Here is a 23638-nt window from a genome sequence, read left to right as displayed (position 1 = left end):
GGTTACCTCAATACGCTCACGAGATCTTCGATGCCCTTCTCAAGCAGGAAGTTCTCGTTTCGGACGATCTTGATGGTGCAGCCGGTGTACATGGCATACGCCGCGGCAATCGCGCGGTTGAACTCCTGGTGCTCGGCGATCGCCCGGGCGCCTTCCATGTCGCGGACTCTCGAATCGTCGCCGAGCCGGCGCATCAGGATCTGGTCCGCGTCGGTCTCCACCAGCACGACGATGTCGGGCATCAGTTCGCGGAGGACCCATTCGGGCAGCCCCGCGAGGAACCCCGTCGGAGTCTTGACGCTGCTGTGGGTATCGATGATAACGTTCGCATCGGCACTCTTCGCCGCGATCCCCGATGCCGCCGCCTTCTGGAGGCGCTTCTGGACGTCTTTGCCGAGTTTGCGCATCTCGTCGCGGTTCGAGGCCAGGTTCTCCTGCTGTGCTACGTCAAACATGAACGTCCCGTAGTTGATGGCTTCATAGGCGATACCCTCGGCCGCCAGTCTCTCCATCGCACCATTGATAACGGTGGTCTTCCCGACACCGGGAACTCCCGTCACGACAACTTTCTTTCCCAACTCAATCACTCCTGTTAGGATATCATTCGCTGTAAAATAAATCCGTGCCTGAAAGAGTAATGCCTTTCGGAATCACCCCGGAGTCCGGACGGGCATAACGACCGGCCGGACGAAAAACGGCTCTGCAGACGTCGCTGCAGGAAAGGAGGAGGTCCGGGGGGAATTTCGGACTTACTGAACGACCCCTTCGGACTCACTCCCGGTCGGAGCGAGCGCCGATGCGCCGCTTCTCCGAGAATGACTCCTCCGGACTCACTCCCGGTCGAAAAAGGTGCTGATGCACCTTTTTCTCCAAGAATGACTCCTCCGGCCCCGCATCTGCGGGGCCTCCGGACTCATTCTCTCCCAAAGAACGTCCGCATGAACGGATACATCTCCATGATCTGCTGGCTTGCGACCTCCTCGTAGAGGCGGTAGGTGATACTCACCGCAAGCAGCAGACCGGTCCCTCCGACCGCGCCGATGACACCGAACAGGTTCGCCACGACCGAGAGGATCCCGATGAACGCACCGCCGATGACGGTCACCCGCGGGATGTAGCGGTCGAGGTACTTCTCAAGCACCTGCTCGCTCCGGCGGTAGCCGGGGATGTGCATCCCGCTCCTCTGGATCTGCCGGGCCACGTCTTTTGAGTCGAGGCCTGCGGTCTTGACCCAGAAGAGTGCGAAGATTGCACCTCCGGCGACCATGACGGTGATATCGATGCCCATCCGGATGAGGATCTCCCAGGGGGCGTGCCCGAGATCGGAGAGCCACCACATCCAGTCCTGCGGCTGGTTGATCGGCGCGATGAACCACATCAGGCCGTTGACCGGTGTCTGCCCCTGGAACTCGCCGAAGATCGTGATCCCGGCGTTCGAGAGGAACATACCGATCATCTGGATGTTCGCCTGCAGCACCCGGACGAGGATCATCGGCAGAACGCTCGCATAGATGAGCTTGACCGGGAACCGCGCACGCGCACCGCGCACAGCGGTGTGCGCGAGCGGGATCTCGACACGCGTCGACTCCACGTAGACGACGACCATGAAGATGACCAGCGTCGTGATGAGAGCGAGCATGTCCGTGCCGAAGTACTCGAGGAAGTTCGCCCCCGACGTCGCTATCGCGAACAGCCGCGGGAAGAACCCGATCGGGAACGGATCGGTGCCGGTCTGCCAGTTCAGGAAACCGTTCACCAGACCCTGGGAGACTCCTGCAACGATGAAGAGCCCCACGCCCGATCCGATGCCCCACTTCGTGACGACCTCGTCCATGAATACCACCAGCAACCCGCCAAGGCAGATCTGGAGGAAGATCAGGAGCGAGACCACGAGCATATTCCCGCCGAAGAACTGCATGGCTATCGACGGGTCGGGCATCATCAGCCCGCTCGCGACCATGGGGAGTCCCTCGACGACGATCATCACGAAGATGAGCAGTTTCTGCAGGCCCATGTACATGACCTGACCACGTGCTTCACTGGTGTCGATCTGCAGGATTCCGGCGCCCTTGAGCAGCTGCAGCACGATCGACGCGGTGACGATCGGCCCGATACCGAGATGCAGGAGCGAACCGCTCGCACCGGCAAGCAGGGCACGGTACATTCCAAAGATATCCTGCGACTGCGCAGAGAGTCCAAAGATATCGATGTTGGTCAATGTGAAGTAGAGGAGGAGAATCGCAAGCGTCCACGTGATTTTGTTCTTGAAGTGGACGTGCCCCTCCGGACTTCGGACTGCAGGCATCGCTGCAAGGATGGGTTCAAATCTATCCAGCAGATCTCCCATGGTTTCACCTGAAAAAAGAAGATTAAGCGGTCGTTGCCTGACCGCCCATCTCCTCTATCTTTGCCCGGGCTCGTTCCGAGAACTCCCGGGCGGAGATACTCATTTTGTGGGTGACTTGTCCGCCGCCGAGCACCTTATCGATGCCGAGTTCGGTGGCGTCGAGGGTGATGAGGTCACCCTCCTGAGTTGCAAGCCCCTCACGGAGCAGCACCTCGACAATCTGGTCCAGTTCCCCGACATCGAGGGCGGATACCGGCACGGAGGTCTTGCTGACGAAACCGTGCTTGCCGTTGGATATCTCACCCTTGAGGTAGAAGTGGGAGAAGCGGTGATCCCGCTGCCCGGCTCTACCCCGTCCACCCCTGTTGCCGGCGCCACGCCGGTTCTTGTGCGTACCGCCGCCACAGGTCCGTGAACCTCTGTATTTTGATCGCTTGTTTACGGGCATCAGTCTCACCTCATCTTGTAGAGGAGATCGTTGATCTCAGGACCATAGTAGCCGAGAGCCCCGCTCTGCTGAAAGGTTCGCTTGATGGTTTTATAGCCCTTTCGCGGAGGGTGCAGTCTCAGCACCGGCTTGATCTCAGTCAGATCCCGAAGGCTGGTCTCACCTTTGCAGAGCGCTTCGGCGAATTCGTCGATTCCAGTGTACGGAGTGTGTGCCCGAACATAGTCGTCGGTCAGCCGCTCGTCACCGGTGAGTCTGCCACGGGTGCGCAGGAGGGTGGCCAGAGTATCTGCATCCACCTCGCCGTACGCCACGAAATCCTTCACCTTGCGGATCATGCCCAGATACGCGGGGGTATCGGGCACGAGGACGCAGTGGTTGATGTGGTGCAGACGGAGCATCTTGAGGGTATCCTTGATCTCGCGGTTGGTGTTGACCACGCCGCGCACCTGCACTACTGCGTACATTTACTCCGTCCCCCCAATCCTGACGAGATTCGTCTGCTTGAGCGCCTCAAAGGTCGCCTTGGCGTAGTTGATGGTCGTCCGGGTCTGTCCCTTGTTGAGGGCCCAGACATCCTTGATCCCTGCAAGCTGCAGGACCTTCTTCGGAATATCCCCGGTCACAAGACCGATCCCCTGCGGCGCGGGCTTCAGCGTCACCCGGACGCTGCCTGCCTTTCCGGTCACTTCGATCGGGATCGAGTGGCCGGTCTCGCAACCGCACTCCCAGCTCCCGCATCCCCGCGAGACCTTGATGAGGTTCACTTTCGCGTCTGCTATTGCCTTCTGGATCGCGTTGCCGACCTGGGCATCCTTCCCCTGGCCGAACCCGACGTAGCCGTTCCGGTTGCCGACTACCACGACGGTGCGGAACTTCACACGGCGACCCGAGTCCGTCATACGCTGGACCATATTGATGTCCAGCACCTCGTCCTCCAGGTCGGGCAGGAGGAGATCAACGATCTGGGGCTCCTTGATCGGCCTGCCGCTTGCGAGCACCTCGTCGATACTGGTGATCTCGCCTGCGGCGACCATGCGCCCGAGACCGGTGAGCGGAATCCATTCTTCCTGTACGTATGCCATGTCACACCAGCTCCTTCTTGATGGCCAGAGCCACAGCCTCTACATTCGCCACAAGGTTGCCTGCCCGCTCGGGCGCATACCCGGCGATGTGGGCACCCTTGAGCCGGTCCTCATCGGGGAGGATCGACTCGCCGTAGGGGACATCGAGGCCGCCGTCCACTGCGCCCTTGAGGGCTGCAAAGACACGCGCTCCGGGTTTCGCCCGGGCGAGGCCGATGTCCAGGATACCTTCGTCGTATCCTGCGTTCAACGCCTTGACCGCAAACAGCATCCCGGTCAGGTAAGCGGCCGGGGTGCTGGAGGTCGATCCCTCGTAACCGTAGTCGGCAAGATCAGCCGAGTACGCGGCCACCAGGGTGCGGTCTCCCTCAATCTCGGCGACGACCAGCTGGACGATGATCTGCCGGTTCGTCTTCCGTACGACCATCCTCGGTCTTCCCGATGACAGGAGCGACATCCGCTTGTAGTAGTCAGTCTTGCCCTCGTGCCTTCTCCTGAACGGCACGAAGTATCGTGGGCCGGTTGCCATTATCTCATCCTCCCTGCCGTTGTATCCATATGAGACGTGAGGTGCGACACGCTCCGGAACTGGCCGCCGGAAGCCCTGCGATACATCACGCGGTAAAGGCTCCGGTCAATGCTGCCGTCGGCGCGCATCTCGCGCAGAACGCGGCGCTGCGCCCGGATCTTGCGTATCCATGCCCGCTTGCTGGACCCGCGTGCTCCAGCGGCACCTTTCCTCCGCCCCTGGCCTTTCCGGTGGCCGTAGGAGCGCTTTGCTATCCGCACACGGGCTCTGCCGCGGCTGTTTCCCTTGACGGGGTGCGCCTTGATCGCACCCTCAGTGACGAGCTCGCGCAGGTCGTTCCTCGAGATGGCCGCCTCGATATCGGCCTGGCGCTCGGGATCGAACCAGACACGGTTGACACCGCACTTGAGAATGGCGGCTGCGATTCGCTTCTGGCTGGCGAGATCACTCATCCTCGCTCACCTCTTCCTCGGTCTTTACAGGCGCCTCAACCGCACGGGTGAGGTCCTTTGCGTTCAGCACCTTGAGCCCGAGTTCCATGGCCCGGGTCTGGATCTCTCCACGCTTCCTGTTGCCTACGGATCCGCCGATCCGGACTGCCTGGACCTCCGGGTTCAGTCCCGCAAGTTCTGCAGGTGTAAAGACCCGGACTTCCTCGTAGCCGCTCGGGTGCATGCCGCGGATTGCAGCGGGGCTCCCGTATCCCGGCCGGGGAAGAGCGCCCTTCGCTTTGAACTGCCGCCTCTGCTTGTTGTGCAGACCGCGCGGACGTCTCCAGACATCCTCGAGTCTTGACTTGCGGTGCAGTCCCCGCCTCTTGAAGGCAGGCTTGTTGTGCCGGGCACGGACGCGGATCAGTCTTCTTGTGTTATCCATTGCTTTCACGCCCTCTCGGTGATGTAGATGCCGTCCTGGAACACCCGGGGGTCACGCTTGGTGATCCTCGTCGCATGCTCGATGTTCGCGGCCGTGTTGCCCACCTTCTCTCTGTCGATACCGGTGAGAGTCACCTCGTCGTTCCCGACCTTGACGGTGACGCCCTCAAGGATCTTTGCTACCCGCGGCTGTTTCTCGCCGAGGAAGTTGTTGATCTCAAGGCGGTTGCCCTGCTGCTTGATCTGGATCGGGAAGTGGCTGTAAACCACCTTCATGTGGTACTCGTATCCCTCGACGACACCCCGGACCATGCCCTTGGAGAGGGCCTCGAGCGTGCCGCTCATGGCGAGGATCCGCTTCTTGTCCGATGCCGTGGAGACGACGATCTCGCCGTCCTCGATAGCGACATTGATCTGCGGGAAGCGCATGTCACGGACCAGCGTGCCTTTCGGCCCGGTGATCGTGAGTACGGTGCCTTCGAGCTTTGCGTCCACACCGGGAGGGATCTCGACTCTTCGTGTAATTCCCATGCTCTCTCCCTCCTTTAGTAGACGTATCCCAGCAGCTGCCCGCCGATGCCTTCGTTCCTGGCCTCGGCATGGGAGATGACTCCCTTCGAGGTCGAGACGATAAGGATCCCGAAGTTCTTTGCGGGGAGGTACTGCGACTCCCAGTATTCCATGTCGTCCATCGCCACCGCGAACCGGGGGGTGATGGCGCCACACTTATTGATCGTTCCGGAGAGCTGGACCCGGAACTGGCCGCCACGGCCGTCGTCGATGAACTCGAAGCCGCCGATAAAGCCGTTTTCCTGCATGACGCGGAGCATTGCGCCGAGGAGCTTGCTGGCGGGCTCTACAATAACCTCGCTCTTTCCGGCGTCCCCGGCGTTCTTGATCGTGCTCATCGCGTCAGCGATTGGATTCAGTCGTGCCATATTCGTTAACCCCTAGTTCATCTTCTTGAAGCCCATCTTTCCTGCCCACTCGCGGAAGCACTGACGGCAGAAATAGATGCCGTATTTCCGGACAAGGCCCTGCTTCCTGCTGCAGATGCGGCATTCGTTCGCGCCGCGGCCGAATTTCTTTGTGCTCTGGCCCGAAGAAGGTGCTCCTGACTCGTCTGCCATGCTTTACACCTCCACCTGGTAGCGCTCGCGCATGAACGCGATAGCATCCTCTTTAGTCACTCTCTGGTCCGCCGGCATTTTCCTGCGCTCGACGCTCCTGCGTGCGATCCGTACACCCTTGTACTCGAGCACCACGTTGACGTCCATGCCGTAGATACCGATCGCCGGGTCGTAGGACATACCCGGGAAGTCGGTGTGCTCCTCGATACCGAAGGCGACGTTGCCGGTCCGGTCGAACTGGGAGAGCGCGAGCCGCCGCTCGATGATATTGAGTGCGGTCCCGATGAACTCCTCGGCCTTCTCCCGGCGCAGGGTGACCTTGCACCCGATGGGTGCGCCCTTCCGGATACCGAACGCCGGCTGGGTCCGCTTTGCGATGGTGCGGATCGGCTTCTGGCCGGTGATCTTCCGCACAAGTTCCTCGGCATTGACCAGACGCTCACCGCTCTCGCCGACGCCCATGTGGACGACGACCTTGTCGATGTAGATCTCCTGCATTGCGGTCATGCCGAAGCCTCCAGTTCAGGTGCAATCGCGGAGCGGCCGACCATGAAGACGTAATCTTCGATGGTCTCGAAGCGCTCGCCTGCAGACTCGTCCATGAGGATCGCACGGTTCGGGACGGAACTTGCGGTCCTGATGATCTCGACGATCCTGCCGACCTTCCCGGAGTGCTTGCCGCCGACGATCATGGCGACGTTGCCCTCCGCGAAGGGGAAGTGGTCGACGATCCGGAACCGGTCTTCGCCCTCCCCGAGGGTCACGACGATGGAGTCCTTTGCTTTGTAGGTGTTGTCGGCGAGGATGTTTGCGCCGAACATGAGATTCAGCTGCACCTTGCCGCCCCGGATCGTGGTCTTGTTCCGGACCTTGCAGAGCCGGGTCTTCGCGGAGTCCGCGGAGATCTCGACGGCAACCAGGTTGCCCCGCTTGTCGAGCTGTATGCGGTAGTGCTTTCCGATCTTCGGGATCGAGACGATATCGAAGACCCCGAGGCCCATCTGCGGGTTCCTGCAGGCCCGGCCGTTGACGATGACGTCACGCTGGTGCAGGATCTTTCTGACCTCGCTCGCGTTCTCTGCGACCTTGATGTGCTCACGGAGCCAGACACCGACCGGCAGAGCGCCGGCGTTGTGAGGACCGGGGGCGGTCTTCATGACGAATTTCTGTACTTTCTTCGGGATATGCCAGGATCCTGGCGCTACCAGCCGCTTGAGGTGATTTGACATTACGCTCCGCCTCCAAGTCTCTCCTCACGGAGTTTGTCTTTCAGGTTGAGCTTCGTGATCAGCACGTTCGAGGGGTCGACCGGTCTTGGGACCTCGGTCCCGTCGGCCTTCGTCACCATCACACCGTGCACGATCAGCCGGCACATCTTCATGTCCACTGCATCGACGATGCCTTCGTCACCGCTGAAGTCTCCGCGGAGCACCTTCACGGTGTCGCCCTTGACCACGCGGGTCCTCCGGACATTGTACTTCCCGCGGAGTTCGGGGGAGAGCGGTGCGGAGATGAAGTGACCCCGGGTGTGGTTCGGCGCGTTGTAACGTGCCTTACGCTGTTTTCTCGGCTGTTTGCTTGCTATGCGTACCATTGCTTCACCACACCTTACACGATGATCGTCGCCATGGAGGCGATCTTGGGATAGCGTTCCGCGATCTCACGGGGGACAGCGCCCTTGATCTCGGTTCCTTTCGGTTCGCCGCGCTCGTTGATGAGCACCATGGCGTTGTCCTCGAACGAGAGCCGGATGCCGTTCGGGCGGCGGATCTCCTTCTTCTGTCGGATGACCACAGCCTTCTCGAGCTTCCTCCGCATGTCGGGGGTGCCCTTCTTGACGCTCACGGTCGCGATGTCGCCGACGCCCATGCAGGGCTGCCGGCGCCTGACACCGTGGTAGCCGTCGACCGAGAGGATCTCGACAAGCCGTGCACCGGTGTTGTCGGAGCAGACCATCCGGGAGCCGGTGGCAAGAGCCCGCGGAATGGTCGCCTGCATCGCCTTCATTCCTTCATCACCTCAACCACCACAAAACTCTTCGTCTTCGAGAGCGGGCGGCACTCCGCGATCTTGACCACATCACCCGTGCTCGCGTTGAGGCAAGGGGTGCTGTGGGCGTGGTACCGGGACCGGCGCTTCTCGTATCGCTTGTACTTCTTGACGTAGTGGAGGTATTCCCGCTCCACGACGACGGAACCGTTCATACGGTCGCTCACGACTTTGCCGGTAATCACCTGGCCGTGTACTGGCAAAGTGCCGTGAAACGGACAATTTGCGTCCTTACACTCCGTCTCCGGAATGGGGACGTCCAACCCAATGTTTCGTGCCATATTCATCCTCACTTATCTGATGCGCATGTTGATCCGCCGTTCCGGCTGTGTCTCCAGACTCGAACCATCGACATCGACGGTTGTGCCGTCCGGAAGCCGGAGGCGGAACACGCTGAACCGTTTCGGTATCCGCTTCTCTCCCAGCCCGGTCACGATGACCAGGGTGTTCTTGGTCTCATCGACGATGCGACCCGACACCCCGACATGACCCGGGTTGCTCGCGCGGGCGACCAGAACGTCCAGGCCGATCAACTCGTGCCTCAGGACGTTCTGGGGAGAGATCATGCGTTCCTCCGTGCGTTCTTCTCGGTCTGGATGCGCGCGATCGTTCTCCTGACCTCGCGGATCCTTCCGGGGTTCTCGGTGGCACCGCCGGCGCTGACTTTCCCCCGCTCCTGGATCAGTTCGAGGGAGAGTTTCTGCTCCTGCTCCATGAGTTCGGTATCGGAGAGCTGCTTCACTTCCTTTGCGCGAAAGATTGCCATTTATCTCTCCTCCGCATACTCAGCACGGGCGTTCTCCTCGAGAACTTCCTCGAACTCCTCGCCGACCTCTTCAGGCTCCGGAATCTCGGCCGGAGCCTTCTTCGGCTCGGGTTTGAGGACCTCGAAGGTGTCGGGCAGCTTCGCATCCGGCGGGACGATCTTGACCTGGACACCGATGGTGCCGAGTTTCTTGATCGCGATCGCGTAGCCCTTCTCGACGATCGTCTCGCTGGGCTCGCCGGAGTGCTTGACATACCCCTCGGTGAACTTCTGGGTCCGGGCCCGGGCGCCGGTCAGCTTCCCGGCGACGATAACCTCGCAGCCGAGAGCGCCGGAGTCCATCACACGGCGGATCGTACTCGATCCGGCCTTCCGGAAGTACCAGCCGCGTTCGAGAGCGTTCGCCAGCCGCTCGGCCATGATCTGGGCGTTGAAGTTGGGGTTCTGAACCTGCTGGACTTCCACCTGGGGAGACTCGATATCGTAGGTGGTGGCGAGGTCCTGCGTCAGCTGCCGGACCTGCTTGCCACCCTTTCCGATAACGATGCCGGGCTTCTCGGCAAAGATGGTCACCTGGGTGCCGAGCGGCGTCCGGGTCATATCCATGCCGCCGTAGCCTGCCCGCTTGAGTTCCTTCGTGAGGTACTTCTCGACGCAGACCTTGCGCACACCGTCAGTGATAAATTTCTTCTCAATTGCCATTACGCCACCTCACTCACAACGATCTCGATGTTCACGGTCTCCCTGCGTTTCGGGGTGGCGCGACCCATCGCACGCGGGAAGAACGCCTTAAGGCCACGGCCGGCGTTTGCGGCGACGTGATCGATCCGGAGCTTTCCAGCGTCAAGGCCGATGTACTCGGCGTTCTTCTCGACGGAGTCGAGGAGCCTGATGTAGGCCTCGGCAGCCTTGACCGGGTACCGGCCTGCAGGCCACTTCTGAAGGCCGCGCTTGTGGGCGACGTTCCGGTTGAACCGCTTGAAGGGGATGGCCTTCTTGAGCGCCACCACGTCGTTGAGGTATGCCTTTGCCTCGACGGTGGTCTTGTTCCGGATGAATCTGGCAATCTCGATCGAGTGCTTGGGAGAGACGGGAAGCTCGTTCGCTTTTGCGCGAGCGACGTTCTCGCCCTCAATTTTTGCTGAATACTCTGTTCGTGCCATAGCCATCACTTCAGCGGTACGTACTTACTCGACCGGGTCGCACCGATACCGGCGCTTCCGTGGGAGACCCTCCTGCGGGTCAGTGCAAATTCACCGAGGTAGTGGAAGACTGCCTCGGGCTGGATCTCGACCTTCTGGAACTCTTTTCCAGTGTGGATCTCGATCGTCTTCCCCACCATCTCGGGCATGATGATCATGTCGCGGAGATGGGTGCGGATGTTGTCGCCTCCCGACCGGACGTCAGCGAGGAGTTTCTCGTGCTCCCGGGAGAGGCCGCGGTCAAATTTCCTGCGTGCCCGGGCAGGCATGAGCGGCAGCAGCTCGGAGAGAGCCATCTGCTGCAGATCCTCGACGGAGTAGCCATGATAGGTGAACTCCTCGCGCCGCCGCGGCATTCGCTTCTGTGTCTTCTTTGCCATGCTTCACCCCTCACTTCTTCCACTTACCGGTTCTCCGGGCGGCAATATGTCCGACCTTTCGCCCTGGGGACGTGCCGTGGGATACGGTCTTCGGCCGTCCGCAGTGCTGGTGGCCACCGCCGCCGAACGGGTGGTCGATGACGTTCATGCAGACACCCTTGACGCGGGGCCACCGCTCGGCGGAGGACCTGACGTGGAAAGCCTTCTTTCCTGCCTTGACGAACGGTTTTTCGCCCCGTCCGCCGCCGGCAACGATACCGACGGTTGCCATACAGACACCGTTGAACCACTTGTTCTTGCCGCTGGGCATCCTGATGCCGACTCTGCCGTCGTCTGCCTTGCCGATGACAAGGGCCTGGACGCCGCTCGAGCGGACGAACTTGCCGCCGTCGTTTGGCCTGGCTTCGACGTTGCAGACGTATACACCGACCGGAACCTCCCGGAGCGGCAGGGTGTTGCCGTTCTTCACGGCACCGCCGGGCCCCCAGGAGATCTGCTCGCCGATACCGAGACCTTCGGTGGCGAGCATGTAGACCTTCTCGCCGCTCTCGAGCTTGACGAGGGCGATCGGCGCGTGGCGAGCGGGATCGTGCTCGATATCCACGACTTTCCCGGAGACCAGAACGGTGTTCGTTCCCAGGTGCTTCAGTTCGGCCTTATACCGGTGCGACGGTGCACGGTAAGACGGGCCGCCCTTACCGCGGCTCTGTGCTATAATTCGGTGTGCCATCGTCACTCACCTTACATTATTCCCAGCCGGCTGAGGATCTCTTCAGCCGCTTTCGCGTCCGCAAACTTTACAATGGCCTTCTTCTCGCCCTTCATGGTCATCATGGTCCGGACCTCGGCCACTTCCTGATCGAAGAGGGACTCGAGTTCACGCTTGACGTCATGCTTCGTGGCGTCTCTCGTGACGATGAACTGGAGTTTGTTCTCGCCCTCGAGCATCATCGTTGCCTTCTCAGTAACGAACGGGTATTTCAGTATCATGAGAGCTCCTCCAGCCTCCTGATTGCAGACTCCGTCCAGACCGTCAGGCGTCCTGCCTGTGTGCCGGGTGCGAGCAGTTCGGTGTTCAGCTGGTCGACCGCGACGGCATCGACGCCGGCGAGGTTCCGGGCTGCCCGGAGCGGCTCGTTCCCGGTGACGATGAGGACGCTCTTGCGCTGCTTGTAGCGGCGGCCACGCATGGTTCCGCGTCCTGCACGGACCTTCTTGCTGTCCTTCGCCCGCTCGACGTCGGCATAGACTCCGAGAGCCGTGAGTGCCGCGATAACGTCGCCCGTCCGGGTGACCCCCTCGAACCGGTCCTCAAAGACCAGCGGGAGGCTGCCTGCGACCTCGTAGAGGTGCCCGCGTCCCTGGATGAGTTCGGCAGACGTGCTGGCTGCAACGGCAGAGCGGAAAGCCTTCCTCTTCTCCTTGCGGTTGATCTCCTTGACGAGGACCTTCTCGACCTTCGGGGGGTGCGCTGCACGCCCGCCGGTTGCCTGGGGCACCCGGGCCACCCTGCTGCCGTTCTTCAGACGGGGAACCTGAGCGACACCGCGCCCGCTACCCCAGGACTCTGCCGAGGTGCGGATGCCGGCGTAGGGGTCGGTCCCGTGCGGCTGGAACCGGGTGCTCTGGAGCGCGAGGACTGCCCGCTTAATCAGGTCGGGTCTGTATTCTTCCGTAAAGATTTCCGGGAGATCGATCTCGTGAGCGACCTCACCTGTCAGTGTTCGAACCTGTGCCTTCATCGCTGCTCACCCCTGCATGCTCTGCGTGCTGACGAAGTTGATCGTCGGCGCGCGGACGGTTTGTTCACCCTGCCGAATTGCGGGACGGATCCGGATCAGCCGCTTGTTCGGGCCGGGAACGGAGCCCTTGATCAGCACGTAAGGACCGCGCACAAGGCCGTAGTGGAGGAAACCGCCTGCCGGCGTGACGTCGTCGCCGTTCGTGCCGATCTTCAAGATGCGCTTGTTGAACTCAGTGCGCTGCTGGTAGCCCATCTGGCCCATCTGGGGGACCTGCCACCTGATGTGGTGAGGATTCCACGGACCGAGGGTGCCGATGTGACGCTTTTTGCCGCCGCGGGAGTGTTTCCGCTTCCGGACCTGGACACCCCAGCGCTTGACGGGGCCCTGGGTGCCCTTACCGGTAGTGACCGCGGTCACGTCGACGTACTCGCCGACCTCGAGGTTCCCGGTGAGTTCGATCTCTTTGCCGAGGATTCCCTCTGCGTACGCGATCTGCTCATCGAGGCTTCCGCCGGCGATCCGCATCTCCATCAGGTCGGGGACCTTCTTCGGGACACCGGTGAGCTCTGCGGGCCGGGTGTAGGTCAGAGCGTAGAGTTCTGCTACCTTGCCGGCGCCGATAGCGTCCCGGATAGCGAGAATAGCCGCGCTGGTGTCGTGGTTCTTCGGGACGTTGATGCGGCGGGACAACTCCTCGTCGAGGTCGGTCGTCCAAGCCTCGGTCAGCGCGTGCTTCCCGTAGGTGTCCTCGCTGTATGCGCGCACGCCCGCCACTCTCATGGGCGGGACCTCAACCACGGTCACCGGCACCATCACGTCTCTGCCTTCGGTGGGACTGCTCTTGCGGTCGTCCACCATGATGACGTGGGTCATCCCCACTTTGTACCCGGCAAATCCCTGCACAGCCGGGGCTCCCGCGTAGTCCGGCCATGAGCCGTAGCGGGGGATCGGGCTTTTTGCCCGCGTTCTCGGGCTGTACGCAAGAGATCCTCTGCGTGGCCTGTGAATGTTCGCCATGTTTCAATCAACCCTTTCGTGCATTGTAGTCTGATACGTCGACTGCAGCCTGCTGCAGAACGGTGTACGCACCGAACCCATGCCGGACATGCCGGCACGATCGGTCATTCTGGCGAACCCGTAAGGGGCGGGATATCGAACGCCACGCCGGAAAGGCATGGCGTAAGGGAAACAGTTGATGGAGGCAGCGGGGGATAGGGGAATAGAACGGTCTCCCGTCGTCTTCTCCAATTGCTCCACCCGCTACCGGCCCGGAGTGCAATCCGGGTTCATTCCAGTCGTCGCCAATAGATCCTGACTCTTTGACGCTTCCGGGGAGAGAACTCCCGAAACCGGGCGCGCTGCACTGGCGTTGGCCCAGCGTCTCGATCAGATCCAGCTCCTGTCATCCCGTTGTGACGAGCACAACTCCGTATCGACATCGGCCCTCCGTGAGGAGGGTTCGGCCTTCACTCTGTCTGGTACCCGCTTTTACCCGTGCCCCCCCGCCGCATGTCTCCGATCCGCGATTTTTGCGGAACCGGAGAGATTACGGGAATCAGAGGCACGAGACGTGCCTGAAGACTCCCGGATCCGGGCAGAGGAGTACAGAGCGGTTTCTTAAACATTGCAAAAAATGAGATATAAATCTTGTTATATGATTCCCCGGGGATTCTGGAGGGAGAGTGCCTGCTGCAGGTGCGGCACCGGTTCTGCGGCGGGATAGACCGCAAGGATGAACGAAGGGCCTTCTATGCCCCGTTTCATGTTGAGCGGCCGGAGGAGGTCCGCCTCCAGGCCACGCGCCCACCGGCCCGATATCCGCGCGGGCGCGCGCTCGATGACCCCGTCACCCGAAGTACAGGTCGCCGTCCTCGTTGATGTAGATCTCGACGTTCTCGCGGACCTGCCTGCCCCTGAAGCGGTCGGGATTCGTGTCCCTGAGCCTGTTAATGAGCGTTATCGTGTCGTATTTGACCTTCAGCCCCATCTTCTCGGCTTCACTGTAGATCATATCGGGAGCTTTGAGCAGGTCAAGGCCGCCCTGGAGGGTGCAGAGGTGGACGGCATCGAGCGTGTAGAGGAACTCGAGCGTCTCGCGTGCACGCGAGATATTCTCAAGAGCGGCCTTCTCAATGGTGCAGACGTTTGCCTTTGAGGTATGGATGATCTCTGCGATCTGTTGCTGTGTCAGCCCTTTCTTCCGGTAGCGCAGCACTTCCTTCTGGCGGTCGGTAAGCAGACCTTGTTTCATCACCCATATATTGACGGCCGAAATTTAAACACTTTTCCTTAACTCCCTCCCGGGCAGACCTTTCGGAAGGGAAGTCCGGAACCCCCCTGGACACTCGCAGCGTATCCAGAACCGGAGCGCCAATATACCGCTGCAGGAGAGATACGGAGAGGATTGCCATCCCCCGGACCCGCCGGCAGCCACCCCTGCAAGCGCCGAGGCACCGCGCGCCCCCCTCAACCCCAGGTATTTTATGCATCGCTCCGCGATCACCGGAGAACCCCATACGGGCGCCCCTCTCCCGGCAGGGATGCTCCAGGGCGACTTCCAGGGCATTTCAAAACGTTTATATGAGAACTTGGCGATACTATCGTGTTCTCAACTATTGAGAGGTGTTAAAAGTGGTTGTTAAAGTAGGAATTGCGAAACTGGGAAATATCGCCAGCGGTGTAATGGGTGAACTCCTTCTTGACGAGCGTGCCGACCGTGAGGATATGATCACCTTCATGGCGACCTCCGGTACGAAGCTGCAGCCCGAGGATATCGACCGCGTGGTCAGCAACATGAAGGCATGGGGCCCGGACTTCTGTATCGTCGTTTCGCCGAACGGCATCCTCCCCGGACCCGTCAAGGCCCGTGAGGACCTCGCAGCGGCCGGGATCCCCTGCATCGTCATCACCGACGACGTCACCACCAAGAAGGAGCAGTTCGAGGCGCTCAAGGCGAGCAACTTCGGCTACATCATCATGAAGGCCGACGCCATGATCGGCGCCCGCCGCGAATTCCTCGACCCCATCGAGATGGCTGACTACAACGGAAACCTCGTCAAGGTCCTCTCCATCACCGGCGCGTTCCGCAAAATGCAGATGGAGCTCGACAAGGTCATCGACCAGGTCAAGGAAGGCAAGAAGGGCGCAGACCTCGCGCTCCCGAAGGTCGTCATGACCACCGACAAGGCTGTCGAGGGCGAGTTCAGCAACCCCTACGCGCTCGCGAAGGCCCGTGCCGCCTACGAGATCGCACAGTCGGTCGCAGGCGTCAACGTCAAGGGCTGCTTCATGACGAAGGAATGGGAGAAGTACATCCCGATCGTCGCGAGCGCTCACGAGATGATGCGCCAGGCCATGATCCTCTGCGAGGAAGCACGCGAACTCGAGAAGGGCATGGACGCGGTCATCAGGAAGCCCCACAAGAAGACCGGCGAGATCGTCTCGAAGACTGCGCTCATCAGCAAGCCCGAGTAAACCCCAATATCACTTTCTTTTTTTAGCGTCGGAGAGCGCCTTCCATTACACTGCATCACCGCCAGTTCACGCACTGCGTGAGCAAAAGCGGATCTCGAGAAACGCGGGGCTGCGAAGCGAGCTTGAGCCACGCCAGGTGCGAAGTGCGACGGGCCGGAGCATGAGCACCGTCAGGTGCGAAGAATGGAGCATGAGAATACCAATGGCGTTTGAGGCGCAATGGAGGGTAAGCTCACGCGAAGGCGCGAAGCCGCGAAGAGGAGTTACAGGTAACCATAACACCGGTCTTCGCGTTCTTCGCGGCTCGCACCTGCGGTGCTCAAGCTCGCTTCGCTCGCACTTCGCGTGAGACCGTATCGCGCACACAGGCTCTCCGCATCTGGCGCAGGAGCGGGGCCCAATCCCCCAGGGCAGGCCTGCTGTTTTTACGGCAAAAAGACCATCATCCGCTCCTCGGTCATCTCCTCGATCGCGTACTTCGGCCCCTCGCGCCCGATGCCCGAACCCCTGACCCCGCCGTACGGGGCGTGGTCCATCCGGAAGGTCGAGACGTCGTTGACCACCAGCCCCCCGACCCGGAGCTCGGCGAAGGCCTGCGAGATCCGCCGGGTATCGTGGGTGAAGAGGCCGGCCTGCAACCCGTACTCGGAGTCGTTCGCGAGCGCGAGTGCCTCCTCAAACGTCTTGTAGGGGGTGACCGTCACCACCGGCGCGAAGATCTCGGTCCGGTTCACCTCCATCTCAGGGGTCGTGTTGAAGAGGATCGTGGGGTGGAAGAGCGGACCGTCGCGGGTTCCTCCGGCGGCAACCTCCGCACCCTTCCCGACCGCGTCCTGCACCTTCGCAAACGCCGCACGGGCGGCTTCATCCGAGATCATAGGCCCCACGTCGGTGCGGGGGTCGCGGGGATCGCCGACGGCGAGGGCACGGACGCGGTCGACGAGCAGCCCGAGCGCCGTATCGAAGATCGGCCGGTGGAGGTATACCCGCTGCACCGAGATGCAGGCCTGGCCTGCGTTCGAGAATCCACCGGAGACGATCCGATTGGCCGCAAAGGGGAGATCGGCATCGGAGTGGACGATCACGGCGGCGTTGCCGCCGAGTTCCAGCCCGACCCTCTTTCGGCCGGCGATCTCCCGAAGGTGCCATCCGACGGCCGGGCTTCCGGTGAAACTCAGGCAGGCGATCCGGTCGTCCTGCACCATCCGCTCGGCCAGCTCGGAGCGGCAGGGGACGACGCTGATCGCCTCAGGCGGGAGACCGGCCTCGATCGCCATCTCCCCGAGCATCAGCGCGGAGAACGGGGTTGCCGATGCAGGCCTGATGACGATGGAGTTTCCGGCGGCGATGGCCGGGCCGAGTTTGTGGCAGACGATATTGAGCGGGAAGTTGAACGGCGTGATCGCGAGGACCGGGCCGAGCGGGAACCGGCGGAGGCAACCTACCCGCCCCTCGCCGGCCTCGTTCCAGTCGAGGGGGAGGATGGTGCCGTCGATACGGCGCGCCTCCTCGGCGGAGACCTCGATCGTCTGCGCGGCACGCAGGACCTCGCCCTCCGCAAGCCTCCGGGTCTTTCCCGCTTCGAGGACGATCGTCTCCGCAAGCTCCGCGGAGCGGTCCCTGATCTGACCGGCAAGGGCGCAGAGGATCGCCGAGCGGCGATGAGCCGGAAGGAGCCTGGTGACCTCAAAGCCTCTCTCCGCAGAACGGAGGGCGTCCTCGATATCCGCGCTCCCGGCAAGGCAGGCCCGGCCGACCGTCTCCCCGGTGAAGGGGAACCGGACGTCCAGGACCTCATCGCTTCTTCGCCACTCTCCGCCGACCAGGAACTTGCGCGGGCTCGTCATGGTGAAGAGTCGGCGCCGGCATGGAATCAATTTTTCTCCTCAAAGAGTGCGCCCAGGTCTTCAGGGAGTGTCAGGATGACCGGCTCCAGGTGCAGCCGCTCCATGAACGCCGAGTCGCACATGGAGAGGCTGTTCGGGTTTAACCGCGCGATGATGGAACAGAAGGCCCGGTGACCCCGCCCGGCGGTTCCCGGGGCGTCAAAAAAGATCGAGACGTTGAAGGCATACGTGCCGAGATTCCGGTAGAAGGCGATGACCCGGCAGATCCCGTCGGCCAGCGGCTCGATATAGGGCTCAAGCTCGTCGAGCGTCGAGACCGGGAGGATGCCCCGCACCTCCCGCTCGCCGAGCGGGACGGGGTTTGCCGACCAGAAGACCTCGTCCTCGAAGAGGAACCGGCCTGAGCAGCGTTCGCGTTCGATCAGGTCGTCCCAGTAGGGGCGGCCGTGGTCGGCGAGGTAACGGCGGCCGGCGGAGAGGTAGAGGCCCGCGAGAAGGGTGGGCTCCACGTCGGCAATCCCCTGCAGGTGCGGGTGGACGATGCTCGCGCCTGCCGACGGGAGGCAGTTCCAGTTGATGCTCGCGTAGCCGGGAGACCGGGCCAGGCCCTCCGCTGTCCCGGAGATGGCGTCGGCGAGGCAGCGGGGGTCGAACCCGACGGGCGCGTGGTCGCGCGTGATCACCGTGACGACATGGCGCTCCGCAAAGGGGTAGAGGTTCGGGAACGTCACGCTCTCGCCCCACCGGAGACGGCTGCCGTCCGCAAACGTCGGGGTGGAGGAGCCTACGGCACCGGGGCAGAACGGGCAGCCGTCACGAGAAGAAGGCAGATTAGGAGCGGTGTCGATCCGCCGTCCGATCCGGGCGGGACTGATCCGGCACCGGAGCCCCGTGAGGGACTCCCGGCGGTACTGGAGAACCCCCCGTTCTGTCCGGATCTCACGGGTGGTGAACATGGCCTTCGTACTCCGTTTGGCGCGCCGCCCGTATAAAACCCTGTCCGGGCGTCAGGAGAGAACGGATACCTGCAGGATCGATCTCCCGCGAAGCGAGGATGGAAAAAAGGTGATGAGTGTTTTTCCTGCCTTACACGACGTACTTGCCGAGGAGGCGGATGGAGTTGGTCATGTCGGGGCCGAGAGGCGAACCGAAGATGATCTGGGTAACTCCGGACTTTGCGAGGTCCTCGCACTTCTGCTTGACCATGTCGGGGGTTCCGGCGATGGTGAACGCGTCGATCTCCGCGTCGCCGACGAGTCCGCCGACGGTCTTGAAGTCGAAGCGGCTGAGTGCTTCCTTGATCTTCGCGACGTTGTCCAGGTTGAGGTTGTGGCGCTGGAGGAGCGCGGGCGGGGAGCCTGCGGCGATGAACGCGGCCACAATCTTGGCGGCGTTCCGGGCCTTCTTCTCGTTCATGTCGATGGACATGGCGGTGTAGGCGCCGACGTCGAAGGTCTTCTTGCCGGCCTTCTCCATGGCATTCTTGATGATCGGGATGGCGACCTCGAAGTCCTTGGGGTTCGAGGCGTTGATCAGGGCGCCGTCACCGATCGTGCCGGCGAGCTCGAGGACCTTGGGCCCCTGGGCACCGATGTATACCGGGATGCCCTTCTTGCCGGGCAGGTTGACACCGGTCAGCTTGGCACCGTCGTAGTCGAAGAACTCCATCTCACCGGTCTTCTTGACCTCTTCGCCGGCGAGGAGCTTGCGGATCTGCACGACACCCTCCTGCAGGTGGCCGACGGGCTTGACGGGGTCGATGGCGAGCTTCGGGAGGGTGGAGAGGTCACCGGGTCCGATACCGAGGACGGCACGTCCGTCGGAGATCTCGTTTAAGGTAGCCATGAAGGAGGCGATGGCTGCCGGGGTGTCGGTGAACGTGTTCATGATTCCCGGACCCATCTTGATCGAGTCGGTGTTTGCCGCGATCATGGCGAGGGTCGGGTACGCGTGGCGGTTGTTGTAGTGGTTGGTGATCCAAGCGTAGTCGATGTCTTTGGACTCTGCAAGCTTGGTGTAGTTCACCACCTGCTTGACGTTGATTGGTCCGGGCACAAATTCAATTCCATATGTAGTCAAGGCTATGCACCTCATTGAGTAGTTACGTGCCGGGAGTTATATATATTATCATTTTGTGCTCCCCAAACGACACGTACCGAACAGGTAGCTCAAAACGGACGGATGTAACGGGTTCCCCAAGAGATACGGGGAATCCACCCGCTTAACCTGCAGAATGATCCTGCGCGACGGGATAATATCGAAATATTCAAATAAGAAGCGCGTCACGCAAATGCGCGCCCGGTTTCGGATTGTACAGAAATGTATATGATTGCCGGCCTCATATTCATCTGTAGTTTCAGGTGATATCCTCGCTCTTTTCCGCGGCGGAAGTCACTCCGGGCATGCGAGGGTTCACGATAGGGGGTATATACTATGCGGGTGCTGGCGATCGGGTTGGGTGGCGCCGGGTCACGGGTGGTCGACAATCTCTACGACCACGACCGGCGGAGCAGAGTCTGCTGCATGAGTACGGTAGCGATCGACGTCGACCCGAACTCCCTGGTCCAACTGCGCTCCCTCCCGGACCCCGCAAGGATCTTCTTCCCCCGGATCGACGTGGTCGATCCAGACGACATCAGAAACGTGATCGATATCGAGGAGACGATGACCCGGATCCAGCGCATGGATACGCTGGAGATAGACGCCATCCTGCTCTGCTGCGGACTTGGAGGCAGCGTCGTCGATATCGCGCCGCTCATCATCGATGAACTCCGCAAGTCTTACGTGGAACCTATCTTCGCCCTCGCCATCCTCCCGCCCTTAAGCGAAGGGAAGAGGGTCTCGGCCAAGGCCGCCGACGACCTCGATATGCTCCGGGACCTTGTCGACTCCGTCATCCTCTTCGACAACGAGACCTGGTCGCAGAAGATCCGGGCCGCCGCGGCTGCAGACGAGAAGGAGAATACCGGGATCATGGACCAGCTGCGCGGAGGCTCCCGGGAGCTCGACCCGAGAACCCTCTACAGGATGCTCAACGAGCGGATAGCCCGTCAGCTCGGTCTCCTCCTCCGCGCGGGAGAGTTCAACGAGTCCGGGCTCGAGGTCGCCGAGATCGTCCTGGATGCCGGAGAGGTTCTCAACACCCTGAAGGGCAACAGCTTCGTTGCCGTCGGCTACGCTGCCGAGCGCCTGCCTGCAGGATGGCTGGACTTCCTCCACCGGCGCCGGTCGCTGAAGTACTTTATCGAGGGATCGCACGAGAAGGCCGCCAGGATCGTCTCGCTTGCGAAGAAAGCGGTCTACGAAGAGATATCTACCCCCTGCGATCTCACGAGCGCCGACAAGGCGCTGGTCCTGATTGCAGGACCCTCGGCCGAACTCTCGATGAAGGGGTTCCAGACGGTCAGGAAATGGATCGACCGCAACATCGCCGGCCTCGAGATGCGGTCGGGGGATTACCCGGTGAAGAATACCTCGTATGTCGGGATCATCATCGTGCTCTCGGGACTCTCGAACGTCCCCCGCGTCGAAGAGATCCGGGAGATCCGGGCGGAGTATCAGCTTGAGCGCGAGGAAGAGGCATTGAAGGCCGACGAAGAGGAGCGGCTGCGCGCGGAGGAGACCGCAATGGCCGATGAGGCCGGGATGCCGGAAGAGGATGACGGGGAGTTCGCCTCCCCCTTTGAATCGGCATTTTTGGAGGAGAGCGACACCATGGCAGAGCCATCCACCACAGAGAGAGACGAGATGATCGCGATGCCGGGCAGCGGCCAGGGCACCCGGAAGAGCAAGGACGATACCATCGAGATGCTCCCGAAAGCCGGGCAGAAGAAGGACGACGGCGCCGTCATCCTCCCCCCCAGGCAGGGCGGGAGGGAGATCGATCTTGCCGGATCTGCTTCGGTCACTTCGTCCATCCCCGCGCCGAAGAACTCCGCCTTCGGCACGAAAGGAATCAATATCGCAAAGACCGCCCCGAAGGACGACGCCGTAGTCTACTCCGCATCCGTGCAACCGGTGCAGCATCCGAAGGAAGGAGCGTTCTCGGGAGACCAGGTCGCGCTCGACCGGGGGACACAACGCCCCAAGGAAGCAGCGTTCACCGGAGACCGCGTCGCGCTCGACCACGGGACGCAACGCCCGAAGGACGGGGTCTTCGACGAACCCGGTCTGCGCATGCGCGGGACGGCCGCCGTGCCGAGGGATGCACGGCCCGACCAGACCGGCCGGGGGTTCGGCCACTCCGGTCCCCGCCCGAAGGAGGTCGACCCCTCGCGCGGGAAGCTCGAGGTGATCGAGGGGGAGAAGCGATCGAAGAACCAGAAAAACGAGGAGAAGAGGTCGGACGACGACCCGGACGGAAGCGGGATCACCTGGATCCGGTAGCGTCCGCTATTTTATCGAACGGCACCGTACCGGCACCGATCTCGGTTCGGATGGGGTAGCCTCTCTCCATGGCGTTCCCCACCATGTTCATGCCGCTGAACGTGACGACCGGGAGCCGGTAGGGATGTTTCGGGAGATTGAACTCCCCGATGCCTCCCCCGGCCGGAAACCCGAACCCGCTCTCCGTCATCCGGGCGATAATCTCTGCCACCCGGTCCTGCGCGGCCGCAGGCACCGCACGGACATTTGCAAGTGCAACACCAGACCCGGTCGTCGCCAGCCGGCTGATCGAGGTGAGCCCCGCGGATATGAAGAGGTGGAGCGGGTCGACCGACGTTCCCCGGTAGCCGATGAGATCGAGGAACCCCGCAGAGCCGCTCTGGTCGATGGCGATCCTGCCGGCATACTCGAGCCTCGCCGGGATACCCGCCTTCTGGAGAACACCGTCCAGGGTGACACTGCAGGCCGTCATGATCCCGACATGACCGTCGGGTATGCGGGGATCGGCGTCAACGATCCGGTAGGTGTTCAGGAGGCCGTAGCCCGCTCTCGCCACCTCGTCGAAGGCCGCCGTGACACCGGAGAGGTCCTCCTCCCGCACGAAGGTGAGGTTGTAGGCGACGTTTCCCGATCCGGTCTCCGGGTCGAATGTGCTTCGGAACGCAAGCAGTTCAAGCTTCGAGATGATGAAGCCGAGCCGCTCGTCGACCAGTGCCCGCTCGCTCTCGGCGACGCCCGCCTCGGTGAGGATCCGGCCCCGGTTCCCGATCTTCTCCGTGAACCCCATCTCGTCGAGGTACTGGAGGTAGTACTGGACGGCGCGGTCGCTCAAGACGAAACCCCGCTCGCCCATCTTCTCGCTCAGCCGCTTGGCACCCAGGGGTTCGTGCGACTCCGTGAGGATCCGGAGGATCTCGAGATATTTCCGTTCGGAACGCATCGGCGCAGTCATCTCGAATGCACCGCGCCCCGGCTGTCCTGGTACCGGCCCTCATAGAGTCGTCCCCCGTTCAACACTTCCTGCAGGATCATCTGGACGACCCGGTCTCCCGCCGCAAGCGAGATCTCCTCAGAACCGGTGTTTGTCAGGCAGAGCGTCAGCTGGCCGCGGAACCCCGGGTCTACGAACCCTCCGCCGAGGAGGACGCCCCGGCGGGCAAGCGAGGAGCGGCACCGGAGAGTTGCCGCGAGGTCTTGCGGGAGTTCCACCCGCTCGATCGAGGGGACGAGGGTACAGACGCCGCGCGGGAGCGTCATCTCTTCGGCCACCCGGAGGTCGTAGGAGGCAGGCTGCTGGGACGCGCCGTTGTACGGATCGATGACGAGATCGCCGTCATGGAGCCGGCGAGCGATTTCGCTGGACGAAAGGATCATT

General features: G+C 61.9%; 33 protein-coding genes. 2 read left to right on the top strand and 31 right to left on the bottom strand.

Going from position 1 to position 23638, the window contains the following annotated elements; translation table 11 throughout:
• Positions 1-2: 2 nt before the first annotated feature.
• The 26 genes from F8E02_RS06050 to F8E02_RS05925 form a co-directional block, all read right to left on the bottom strand.
• A complete protein-coding gene (locus F8E02_RS06050) occupies positions 3-578 on the bottom strand; it encodes an adenylate kinase (RefSeq protein WP_317064588.1) in 576 nt (191 codons plus the stop codon).
• A gap of 335 nt (positions 579-913) precedes the next feature.
• Entirely contained in the window at positions 914-2347 is a 1434-nt protein-coding gene (gene secY / locus F8E02_RS06045; RefSeq protein WP_317064587.1) for a preprotein translocase subunit SecY, read from the bottom strand.
• A gap of 22 nt (positions 2348-2369) precedes the next feature.
• Positions 2370-2795, bottom strand: coding sequence for an uL15m family ribosomal protein (locus F8E02_RS06040; RefSeq protein ID WP_317064586.1), 426 nt, complete (start codon positions 2793-2795; stop codon positions 2370-2372).
• A 5-nt stretch (positions 2796-2800) separates the two neighbouring features.
• Positions 2801-3262 carry a 50S ribosomal protein L30 gene (locus F8E02_RS06035; RefSeq protein ID WP_317064585.1) on the bottom strand — a complete coding sequence of 154 codons (462 nt, stop codon included), beginning with the start codon at positions 3260-3262 and terminating at the stop codon, positions 2801-2803.
• Positions 3263-3880, bottom strand: a complete 618-nt coding sequence (locus tag F8E02_RS06030) for a 30S ribosomal protein S5 (protein ID WP_317064584.1) — start codon at positions 3878-3880, stop codon at positions 3263-3265.
• A gap of 1 nt (position 3881) precedes the next feature.
• Positions 3882-4409 (bottom strand): 50S ribosomal protein L18, encoded by a 528-nt coding sequence (locus F8E02_RS06025; protein WP_317064583.1) that lies wholly within the window; start codon positions 4407-4409, stop codon positions 3882-3884.
• Positions 4409-4861 carry a 50S ribosomal protein L19e gene (locus tag F8E02_RS06020; RefSeq protein WP_317064582.1) on the bottom strand — a complete coding sequence of 151 codons (453 nt, stop codon included), beginning with the start codon at positions 4859-4861 and terminating at the stop codon, positions 4409-4411. Before F8E02_RS06020 ends, F8E02_RS06025 begins: the two co-directional genes overlap by 1 nt.
• A complete protein-coding gene (locus F8E02_RS06015) occupies positions 4854-5285 on the bottom strand; it encodes a 50S ribosomal protein L32e (protein ID WP_317064581.1) in 432 nt (143 codons plus the stop codon). Before F8E02_RS06015 ends, F8E02_RS06020 begins: the two co-directional genes overlap by 8 nt.
• 5 nt (positions 5286-5290) lie before the next feature.
• Complete coding sequence (locus tag F8E02_RS06010) at positions 5291-5815, bottom strand: 50S ribosomal protein L6 (RefSeq protein WP_317064580.1); 525 nt, start codon at positions 5813-5815, stop codon at positions 5291-5293.
• A gap of 14 nt (positions 5816-5829) precedes the next feature.
• Positions 5830-6222, bottom strand: coding sequence for a 30S ribosomal protein S8 (locus tag F8E02_RS06005; protein ID WP_317064579.1), 393 nt, complete (start codon positions 6220-6222; stop codon positions 5830-5832).
• 12 nt (positions 6223-6234) lie between these two features.
• Positions 6235-6414 (bottom strand): 30S ribosomal protein S14, encoded by a 180-nt coding sequence (locus tag F8E02_RS06000; RefSeq protein ID WP_317064578.1) that lies wholly within the window; start codon positions 6412-6414, stop codon positions 6235-6237.
• A 3-nt stretch (positions 6415-6417) separates the two neighbouring features.
• A complete protein-coding gene (locus tag F8E02_RS05995) occupies positions 6418-6921 on the bottom strand; it encodes a 50S ribosomal protein L5 (RefSeq protein WP_317064577.1) in 504 nt (167 codons plus the stop codon).
• A complete protein-coding gene (locus tag F8E02_RS05990) occupies positions 6918-7643 on the bottom strand; it encodes a 30S ribosomal protein S4e (protein WP_317064576.1) in 726 nt (241 codons plus the stop codon). Before F8E02_RS05990 ends, F8E02_RS05995 begins: the two co-directional genes overlap by 4 nt.
• A complete protein-coding gene (gene rplX / locus F8E02_RS05985) occupies positions 7643-8008 on the bottom strand; it encodes a 50S ribosomal protein L24 (RefSeq protein WP_317064575.1) in 366 nt (121 codons plus the stop codon). Before rplX ends, F8E02_RS05990 begins: the two co-directional genes overlap by 1 nt.
• 14 nt (positions 8009-8022) lie before the next feature.
• Positions 8023-8421, bottom strand: coding sequence for a 50S ribosomal protein L14 (gene rpl14p, locus F8E02_RS05980; RefSeq protein ID WP_317064574.1), 399 nt, complete (start codon positions 8419-8421; stop codon positions 8023-8025).
• Entirely contained in the window at positions 8418-8744 is a 327-nt protein-coding gene (locus F8E02_RS05975) for a 30S ribosomal protein S17 (protein WP_317064573.1), read from the bottom strand. Before F8E02_RS05975 ends, rpl14p begins: the two co-directional genes overlap by 4 nt.
• 12 nt (positions 8745-8756) lie before the next feature.
• Complete coding sequence (locus tag F8E02_RS05970) at positions 8757-9029, bottom strand: ribonuclease P protein component 1 (RefSeq protein ID WP_317064572.1); 273 nt, start codon at positions 9027-9029, stop codon at positions 8757-8759.
• Entirely contained in the window at positions 9026-9229 is a 204-nt protein-coding gene (gene rpmC, locus F8E02_RS05965) for a 50S ribosomal protein L29 (protein WP_317064571.1), read from the bottom strand. Before rpmC ends, F8E02_RS05970 begins: the two co-directional genes overlap by 4 nt.
• A complete protein-coding gene (locus tag F8E02_RS05960) occupies positions 9230-9931 on the bottom strand; it encodes a 30S ribosomal protein S3 (RefSeq protein ID WP_317064570.1) in 702 nt (233 codons plus the stop codon).
• A complete protein-coding gene (locus tag F8E02_RS05955) occupies positions 9931-10392 on the bottom strand; it encodes a 50S ribosomal protein L22 (protein ID WP_317064569.1) in 462 nt (153 codons plus the stop codon). Before F8E02_RS05955 ends, F8E02_RS05960 begins: the two co-directional genes overlap by 1 nt.
• A 5-nt stretch (positions 10393-10397) precedes the next feature.
• Positions 10398-10811, bottom strand: coding sequence for a 30S ribosomal protein S19 (locus tag F8E02_RS05950; RefSeq protein WP_317064568.1), 414 nt, complete (start codon positions 10809-10811; stop codon positions 10398-10400).
• A 10-nt stretch (positions 10812-10821) separates the two neighbouring features.
• A complete protein-coding gene (locus F8E02_RS05945) occupies positions 10822-11541 on the bottom strand; it encodes a 50S ribosomal protein L2 (RefSeq protein ID WP_317064567.1) in 720 nt (239 codons plus the stop codon).
• 11 nt (positions 11542-11552) lie between these two features.
• Positions 11553-11801 (bottom strand): 50S ribosomal protein L23, encoded by a 249-nt coding sequence (locus F8E02_RS05940; protein ID WP_317064566.1) that lies wholly within the window; start codon positions 11799-11801, stop codon positions 11553-11555.
• Complete coding sequence (rpl4p, locus tag F8E02_RS05935; RefSeq protein WP_317064565.1) at positions 11798-12553, bottom strand: 50S ribosomal protein L4; 756 nt, start codon at positions 12551-12553, stop codon at positions 11798-11800. The genes F8E02_RS05940 and rpl4p overlap by 4 nt, the downstream gene beginning before the upstream one ends.
• 6 nt (positions 12554-12559) lie before the next feature.
• Complete coding sequence (locus F8E02_RS05930) at positions 12560-13573, bottom strand: 50S ribosomal protein L3 (protein ID WP_317064564.1); 1014 nt, start codon at positions 13571-13573, stop codon at positions 12560-12562.
• Between the two features lie 829 nt (positions 13574-14402).
• A complete protein-coding gene (locus F8E02_RS05925; protein WP_317064563.1) occupies positions 14403-14807 on the bottom strand; it encodes a Tfx family DNA-binding protein in 405 nt (134 codons plus the stop codon).
• Between the two features lie 380 nt (positions 14808-15187).
• Between F8E02_RS05925 and F8E02_RS05920 the strand changes: the two genes are divergently transcribed.
• Complete coding sequence (locus tag F8E02_RS05920) at positions 15188-16030, top strand: F420-dependent methylenetetrahydromethanopterin dehydrogenase (RefSeq protein ID WP_317064562.1); 843 nt, start codon at positions 15188-15190, stop codon at positions 16028-16030.
• Between the two features lie 425 nt (positions 16031-16455).
• Here F8E02_RS05920 and F8E02_RS05915 read toward each other — a convergent pair whose 3' ends face one another.
• From F8E02_RS05915 to F8E02_RS05905, 3 genes are all read right to left on the bottom strand, one after another.
• Positions 16456-17877, bottom strand: a complete 1422-nt coding sequence (locus tag F8E02_RS05915; RefSeq protein WP_317064561.1) for an aldehyde dehydrogenase family protein — start codon at positions 17875-17877, stop codon at positions 16456-16458.
• Positions 17878-17903: 26 nt separating this feature from the next.
• A complete protein-coding gene (locus tag F8E02_RS05910) occupies positions 17904-18833 on the bottom strand; it encodes a galactose-1-phosphate uridylyltransferase (protein WP_317064560.1) in 930 nt (309 codons plus the stop codon).
• A gap of 130 nt (positions 18834-18963) precedes the next feature.
• Complete coding sequence (locus F8E02_RS05905; protein WP_317064559.1) at positions 18964-19971, bottom strand: 5,10-methylenetetrahydromethanopterin reductase; 1008 nt, start codon at positions 19969-19971, stop codon at positions 18964-18966.
• 339 nt (positions 19972-20310) lie between these two features.
• On the opposite strand from F8E02_RS05905, the gene F8E02_RS05900 reads away from it, so the two are divergent.
• Positions 20311-22263, top strand: coding sequence for a tubulin/FtsZ family protein (locus F8E02_RS05900; protein WP_317064558.1), 1953 nt, complete (start codon positions 20311-20313; stop codon positions 22261-22263).
• Here the strand turns inward: F8E02_RS05900 and F8E02_RS05895 are convergent.
• Both F8E02_RS05895 and F8E02_RS05890 read right to left on the bottom strand, forming a co-directional pair.
• Positions 22247-23215 (bottom strand): DUF128 domain-containing protein, encoded by a 969-nt coding sequence (locus tag F8E02_RS05895; RefSeq protein WP_317064557.1) that lies wholly within the window; start codon positions 23213-23215, stop codon positions 22247-22249. The two genes, F8E02_RS05900 and F8E02_RS05895, sit on opposite strands and share 17 nt — an antisense overlap.
• Positions 23212-23637 carry a dCTP deaminase gene (locus F8E02_RS05890; RefSeq protein ID WP_317064556.1) on the bottom strand — a complete coding sequence of 142 codons (426 nt, stop codon included), beginning with the start codon at positions 23635-23637 and terminating at the stop codon, positions 23212-23214. The genes F8E02_RS05895 and F8E02_RS05890 overlap by 4 nt, the downstream gene beginning before the upstream one ends.
• Between the last annotated feature and the right edge of the window lies 1 nt (position 23638).

Origin of the sequence: Methanoculleus caldifontis, assembly GCF_032842345.1 — an archaeon.
Classification (GTDB): domain Archaea; phylum Halobacteriota; class Methanomicrobia; order Methanomicrobiales; family Methanoculleaceae; genus Methanoculleus; species Methanoculleus caldifontis.
Note: the sequence above shows the minus strand (reverse complement) of the source record. Positions and strands in the feature narration are given on the sequence as shown.

What these genes read in the sequence shown, in the direction of transcription:
- secY (WP_317064587.1), bottom strand. Translation starts at nt 2,347, where the DNA reads ATGGGAGATCTGCTGGATAGATTTGAACCCATCCTTGCAGCGATGCCT.
- F8E02_RS05930 (WP_317064564.1), bottom strand. Translation starts at nt 13,573, where the DNA reads ATGGCGAACATTCACAGGCCACGCAGAGGATCTCTTGCGTACAGCCCG.
- F8E02_RS05905 (WP_317064559.1), bottom strand. Translation starts at nt 19,971, where the DNA reads ATGAGGTGCATAGCCTTGACTACATATGGAATTGAATTTGTGCCCGGA.
- F8E02_RS05900 (WP_317064558.1), top strand. Translation starts at nt 20,311, where the DNA reads ATGCGGGTGCTGGCGATCGGGTTGGGTGGCGCCGGGTCACGGGTGGTC.
- F8E02_RS05895 (WP_317064557.1), bottom strand. Translation starts at nt 23,215, where the DNA reads ATGACTGCGCCGATGCGTTCCGAACGGAAATATCTCGAGATCCTCCGG.
- F8E02_RS05940 (WP_317064566.1), bottom strand. Translation starts at nt 11,801, where the DNA reads ATGATACTGAAATACCCGTTCGTTACTGAGAAGGCAACGATGATGCTC.
- F8E02_RS06025 (WP_317064583.1), bottom strand. Translation starts at nt 4,409, where the DNA reads ATGGCAACCGGCCCACGATACTTCGTGCCGTTCAGGAGAAGGCACGAG.
- rpl4p (WP_317064565.1), bottom strand. Translation starts at nt 12,553, where the DNA reads ATGAAGGCACAGGTTCGAACACTGACAGGTGAGGTCGCTCACGAGATC.
- F8E02_RS06010 (WP_317064580.1), bottom strand. Translation starts at nt 5,815, where the DNA reads ATGGGAATTACACGAAGAGTCGAGATCCCTCCCGGTGTGGACGCAAAG.
- F8E02_RS05925 (WP_317064563.1), bottom strand. Translation starts at nt 14,807, where the DNA reads ATGAAACAAGGTCTGCTTACCGACCGCCAGAAGGAAGTGCTGCGCTAC.
- F8E02_RS05915 (WP_317064561.1), bottom strand. Translation starts at nt 17,877, where the DNA reads ATGACGAGCCCGCGCAAGTTCCTGGTCGGCGGAGAGTGGCGAAGAAGC.
- F8E02_RS05950 (WP_317064568.1), bottom strand. Translation starts at nt 10,811, where the DNA reads ATGGCAAAGAAGACACAGAAGCGAATGCCGCGGCGGCGCGAGGAGTTC.
- F8E02_RS05945 (WP_317064567.1), bottom strand. Translation starts at nt 11,541, where the DNA reads ATGGCACACCGAATTATAGCACAGAGCCGCGGTAAGGGCGGCCCGTCT.
- F8E02_RS05910 (WP_317064560.1), bottom strand. Translation starts at nt 18,833, where the DNA reads ATGTTCACCACCCGTGAGATCCGGACAGAACGGGGGGTTCTCCAGTAC.
- F8E02_RS06040 (WP_317064586.1), bottom strand. Translation starts at nt 2,795, where the DNA reads ATGCCCGTAAACAAGCGATCAAAATACAGAGGTTCACGGACCTGTGGC.
- F8E02_RS06020 (WP_317064582.1), bottom strand. Translation starts at nt 4,861, where the DNA reads ATGAGTGATCTCGCCAGCCAGAAGCGAATCGCAGCCGCCATTCTCAAG.
- F8E02_RS05990 (WP_317064576.1), bottom strand. Translation starts at nt 7,643, where the DNA reads ATGTCAAATCACCTCAAGCGGCTGGTAGCGCCAGGATCCTGGCATATC.
- F8E02_RS06035 (WP_317064585.1), bottom strand. Translation starts at nt 3,262, where the DNA reads ATGTACGCAGTAGTGCAGGTGCGCGGCGTGGTCAACACCAACCGCGAG.
- F8E02_RS06000 (WP_317064578.1), bottom strand. Translation starts at nt 6,414, where the DNA reads ATGGCAGACGAGTCAGGAGCACCTTCTTCGGGCCAGAGCACAAAGAAA.
- F8E02_RS05995 (WP_317064577.1), bottom strand. Translation starts at nt 6,921, where the DNA reads ATGACCGCAATGCAGGAGATCTACATCGACAAGGTCGTCGTCCACATG.
- F8E02_RS05890 (WP_317064556.1), bottom strand. Translation starts at nt 23,637, where the DNA reads ATGATCCTTTCGTCCAGCGAAATCGCTCGCCGGCTCCATGACGGCGAT.
- rpl14p (WP_317064574.1), bottom strand. Translation starts at nt 8,421, where the DNA reads ATGAAGGCGATGCAGGCGACCATTCCGCGGGCTCTTGCCACCGGCTCC.
- F8E02_RS06030 (WP_317064584.1), bottom strand. Translation starts at nt 3,880, where the DNA reads ATGGCATACGTACAGGAAGAATGGATTCCGCTCACCGGTCTCGGGCGC.
- F8E02_RS05970 (WP_317064572.1), bottom strand. Translation starts at nt 9,029, where the DNA reads ATGATCTCTCCCCAGAACGTCCTGAGGCACGAGTTGATCGGCCTGGAC.
- rplX (WP_317064575.1), bottom strand. Translation starts at nt 8,008, where the DNA reads ATGGTACGCATAGCAAGCAAACAGCCGAGAAAACAGCGTAAGGCACGT.
- F8E02_RS06005 (WP_317064579.1), bottom strand. Translation starts at nt 6,222, where the DNA reads ATGGCACGACTGAATCCAATCGCTGACGCGATGAGCACGATCAAGAAC.
- F8E02_RS05960 (WP_317064570.1), bottom strand. Translation starts at nt 9,931, where the DNA reads ATGGCAATTGAGAAGAAATTTATCACTGACGGTGTGCGCAAGGTCTGC.
- F8E02_RS06015 (WP_317064581.1), bottom strand. Translation starts at nt 5,285, where the DNA reads ATGGATAACACAAGAAGACTGATCCGCGTCCGTGCCCGGCACAACAAG.
- F8E02_RS05955 (WP_317064569.1), bottom strand. Translation starts at nt 10,392, where the DNA reads ATGGCACGAACAGAGTATTCAGCAAAAATTGAGGGCGAGAACGTCGCT.
- F8E02_RS05975 (WP_317064573.1), bottom strand. Translation starts at nt 8,744, where the DNA reads ATGGCACGAAACATTGGGTTGGACGTCCCCATTCCGGAGACGGAGTGT.
- rpmC (WP_317064571.1), bottom strand. Translation starts at nt 9,229, where the DNA reads ATGGCAATCTTTCGCGCAAAGGAAGTGAAGCAGCTCTCCGATACCGAA.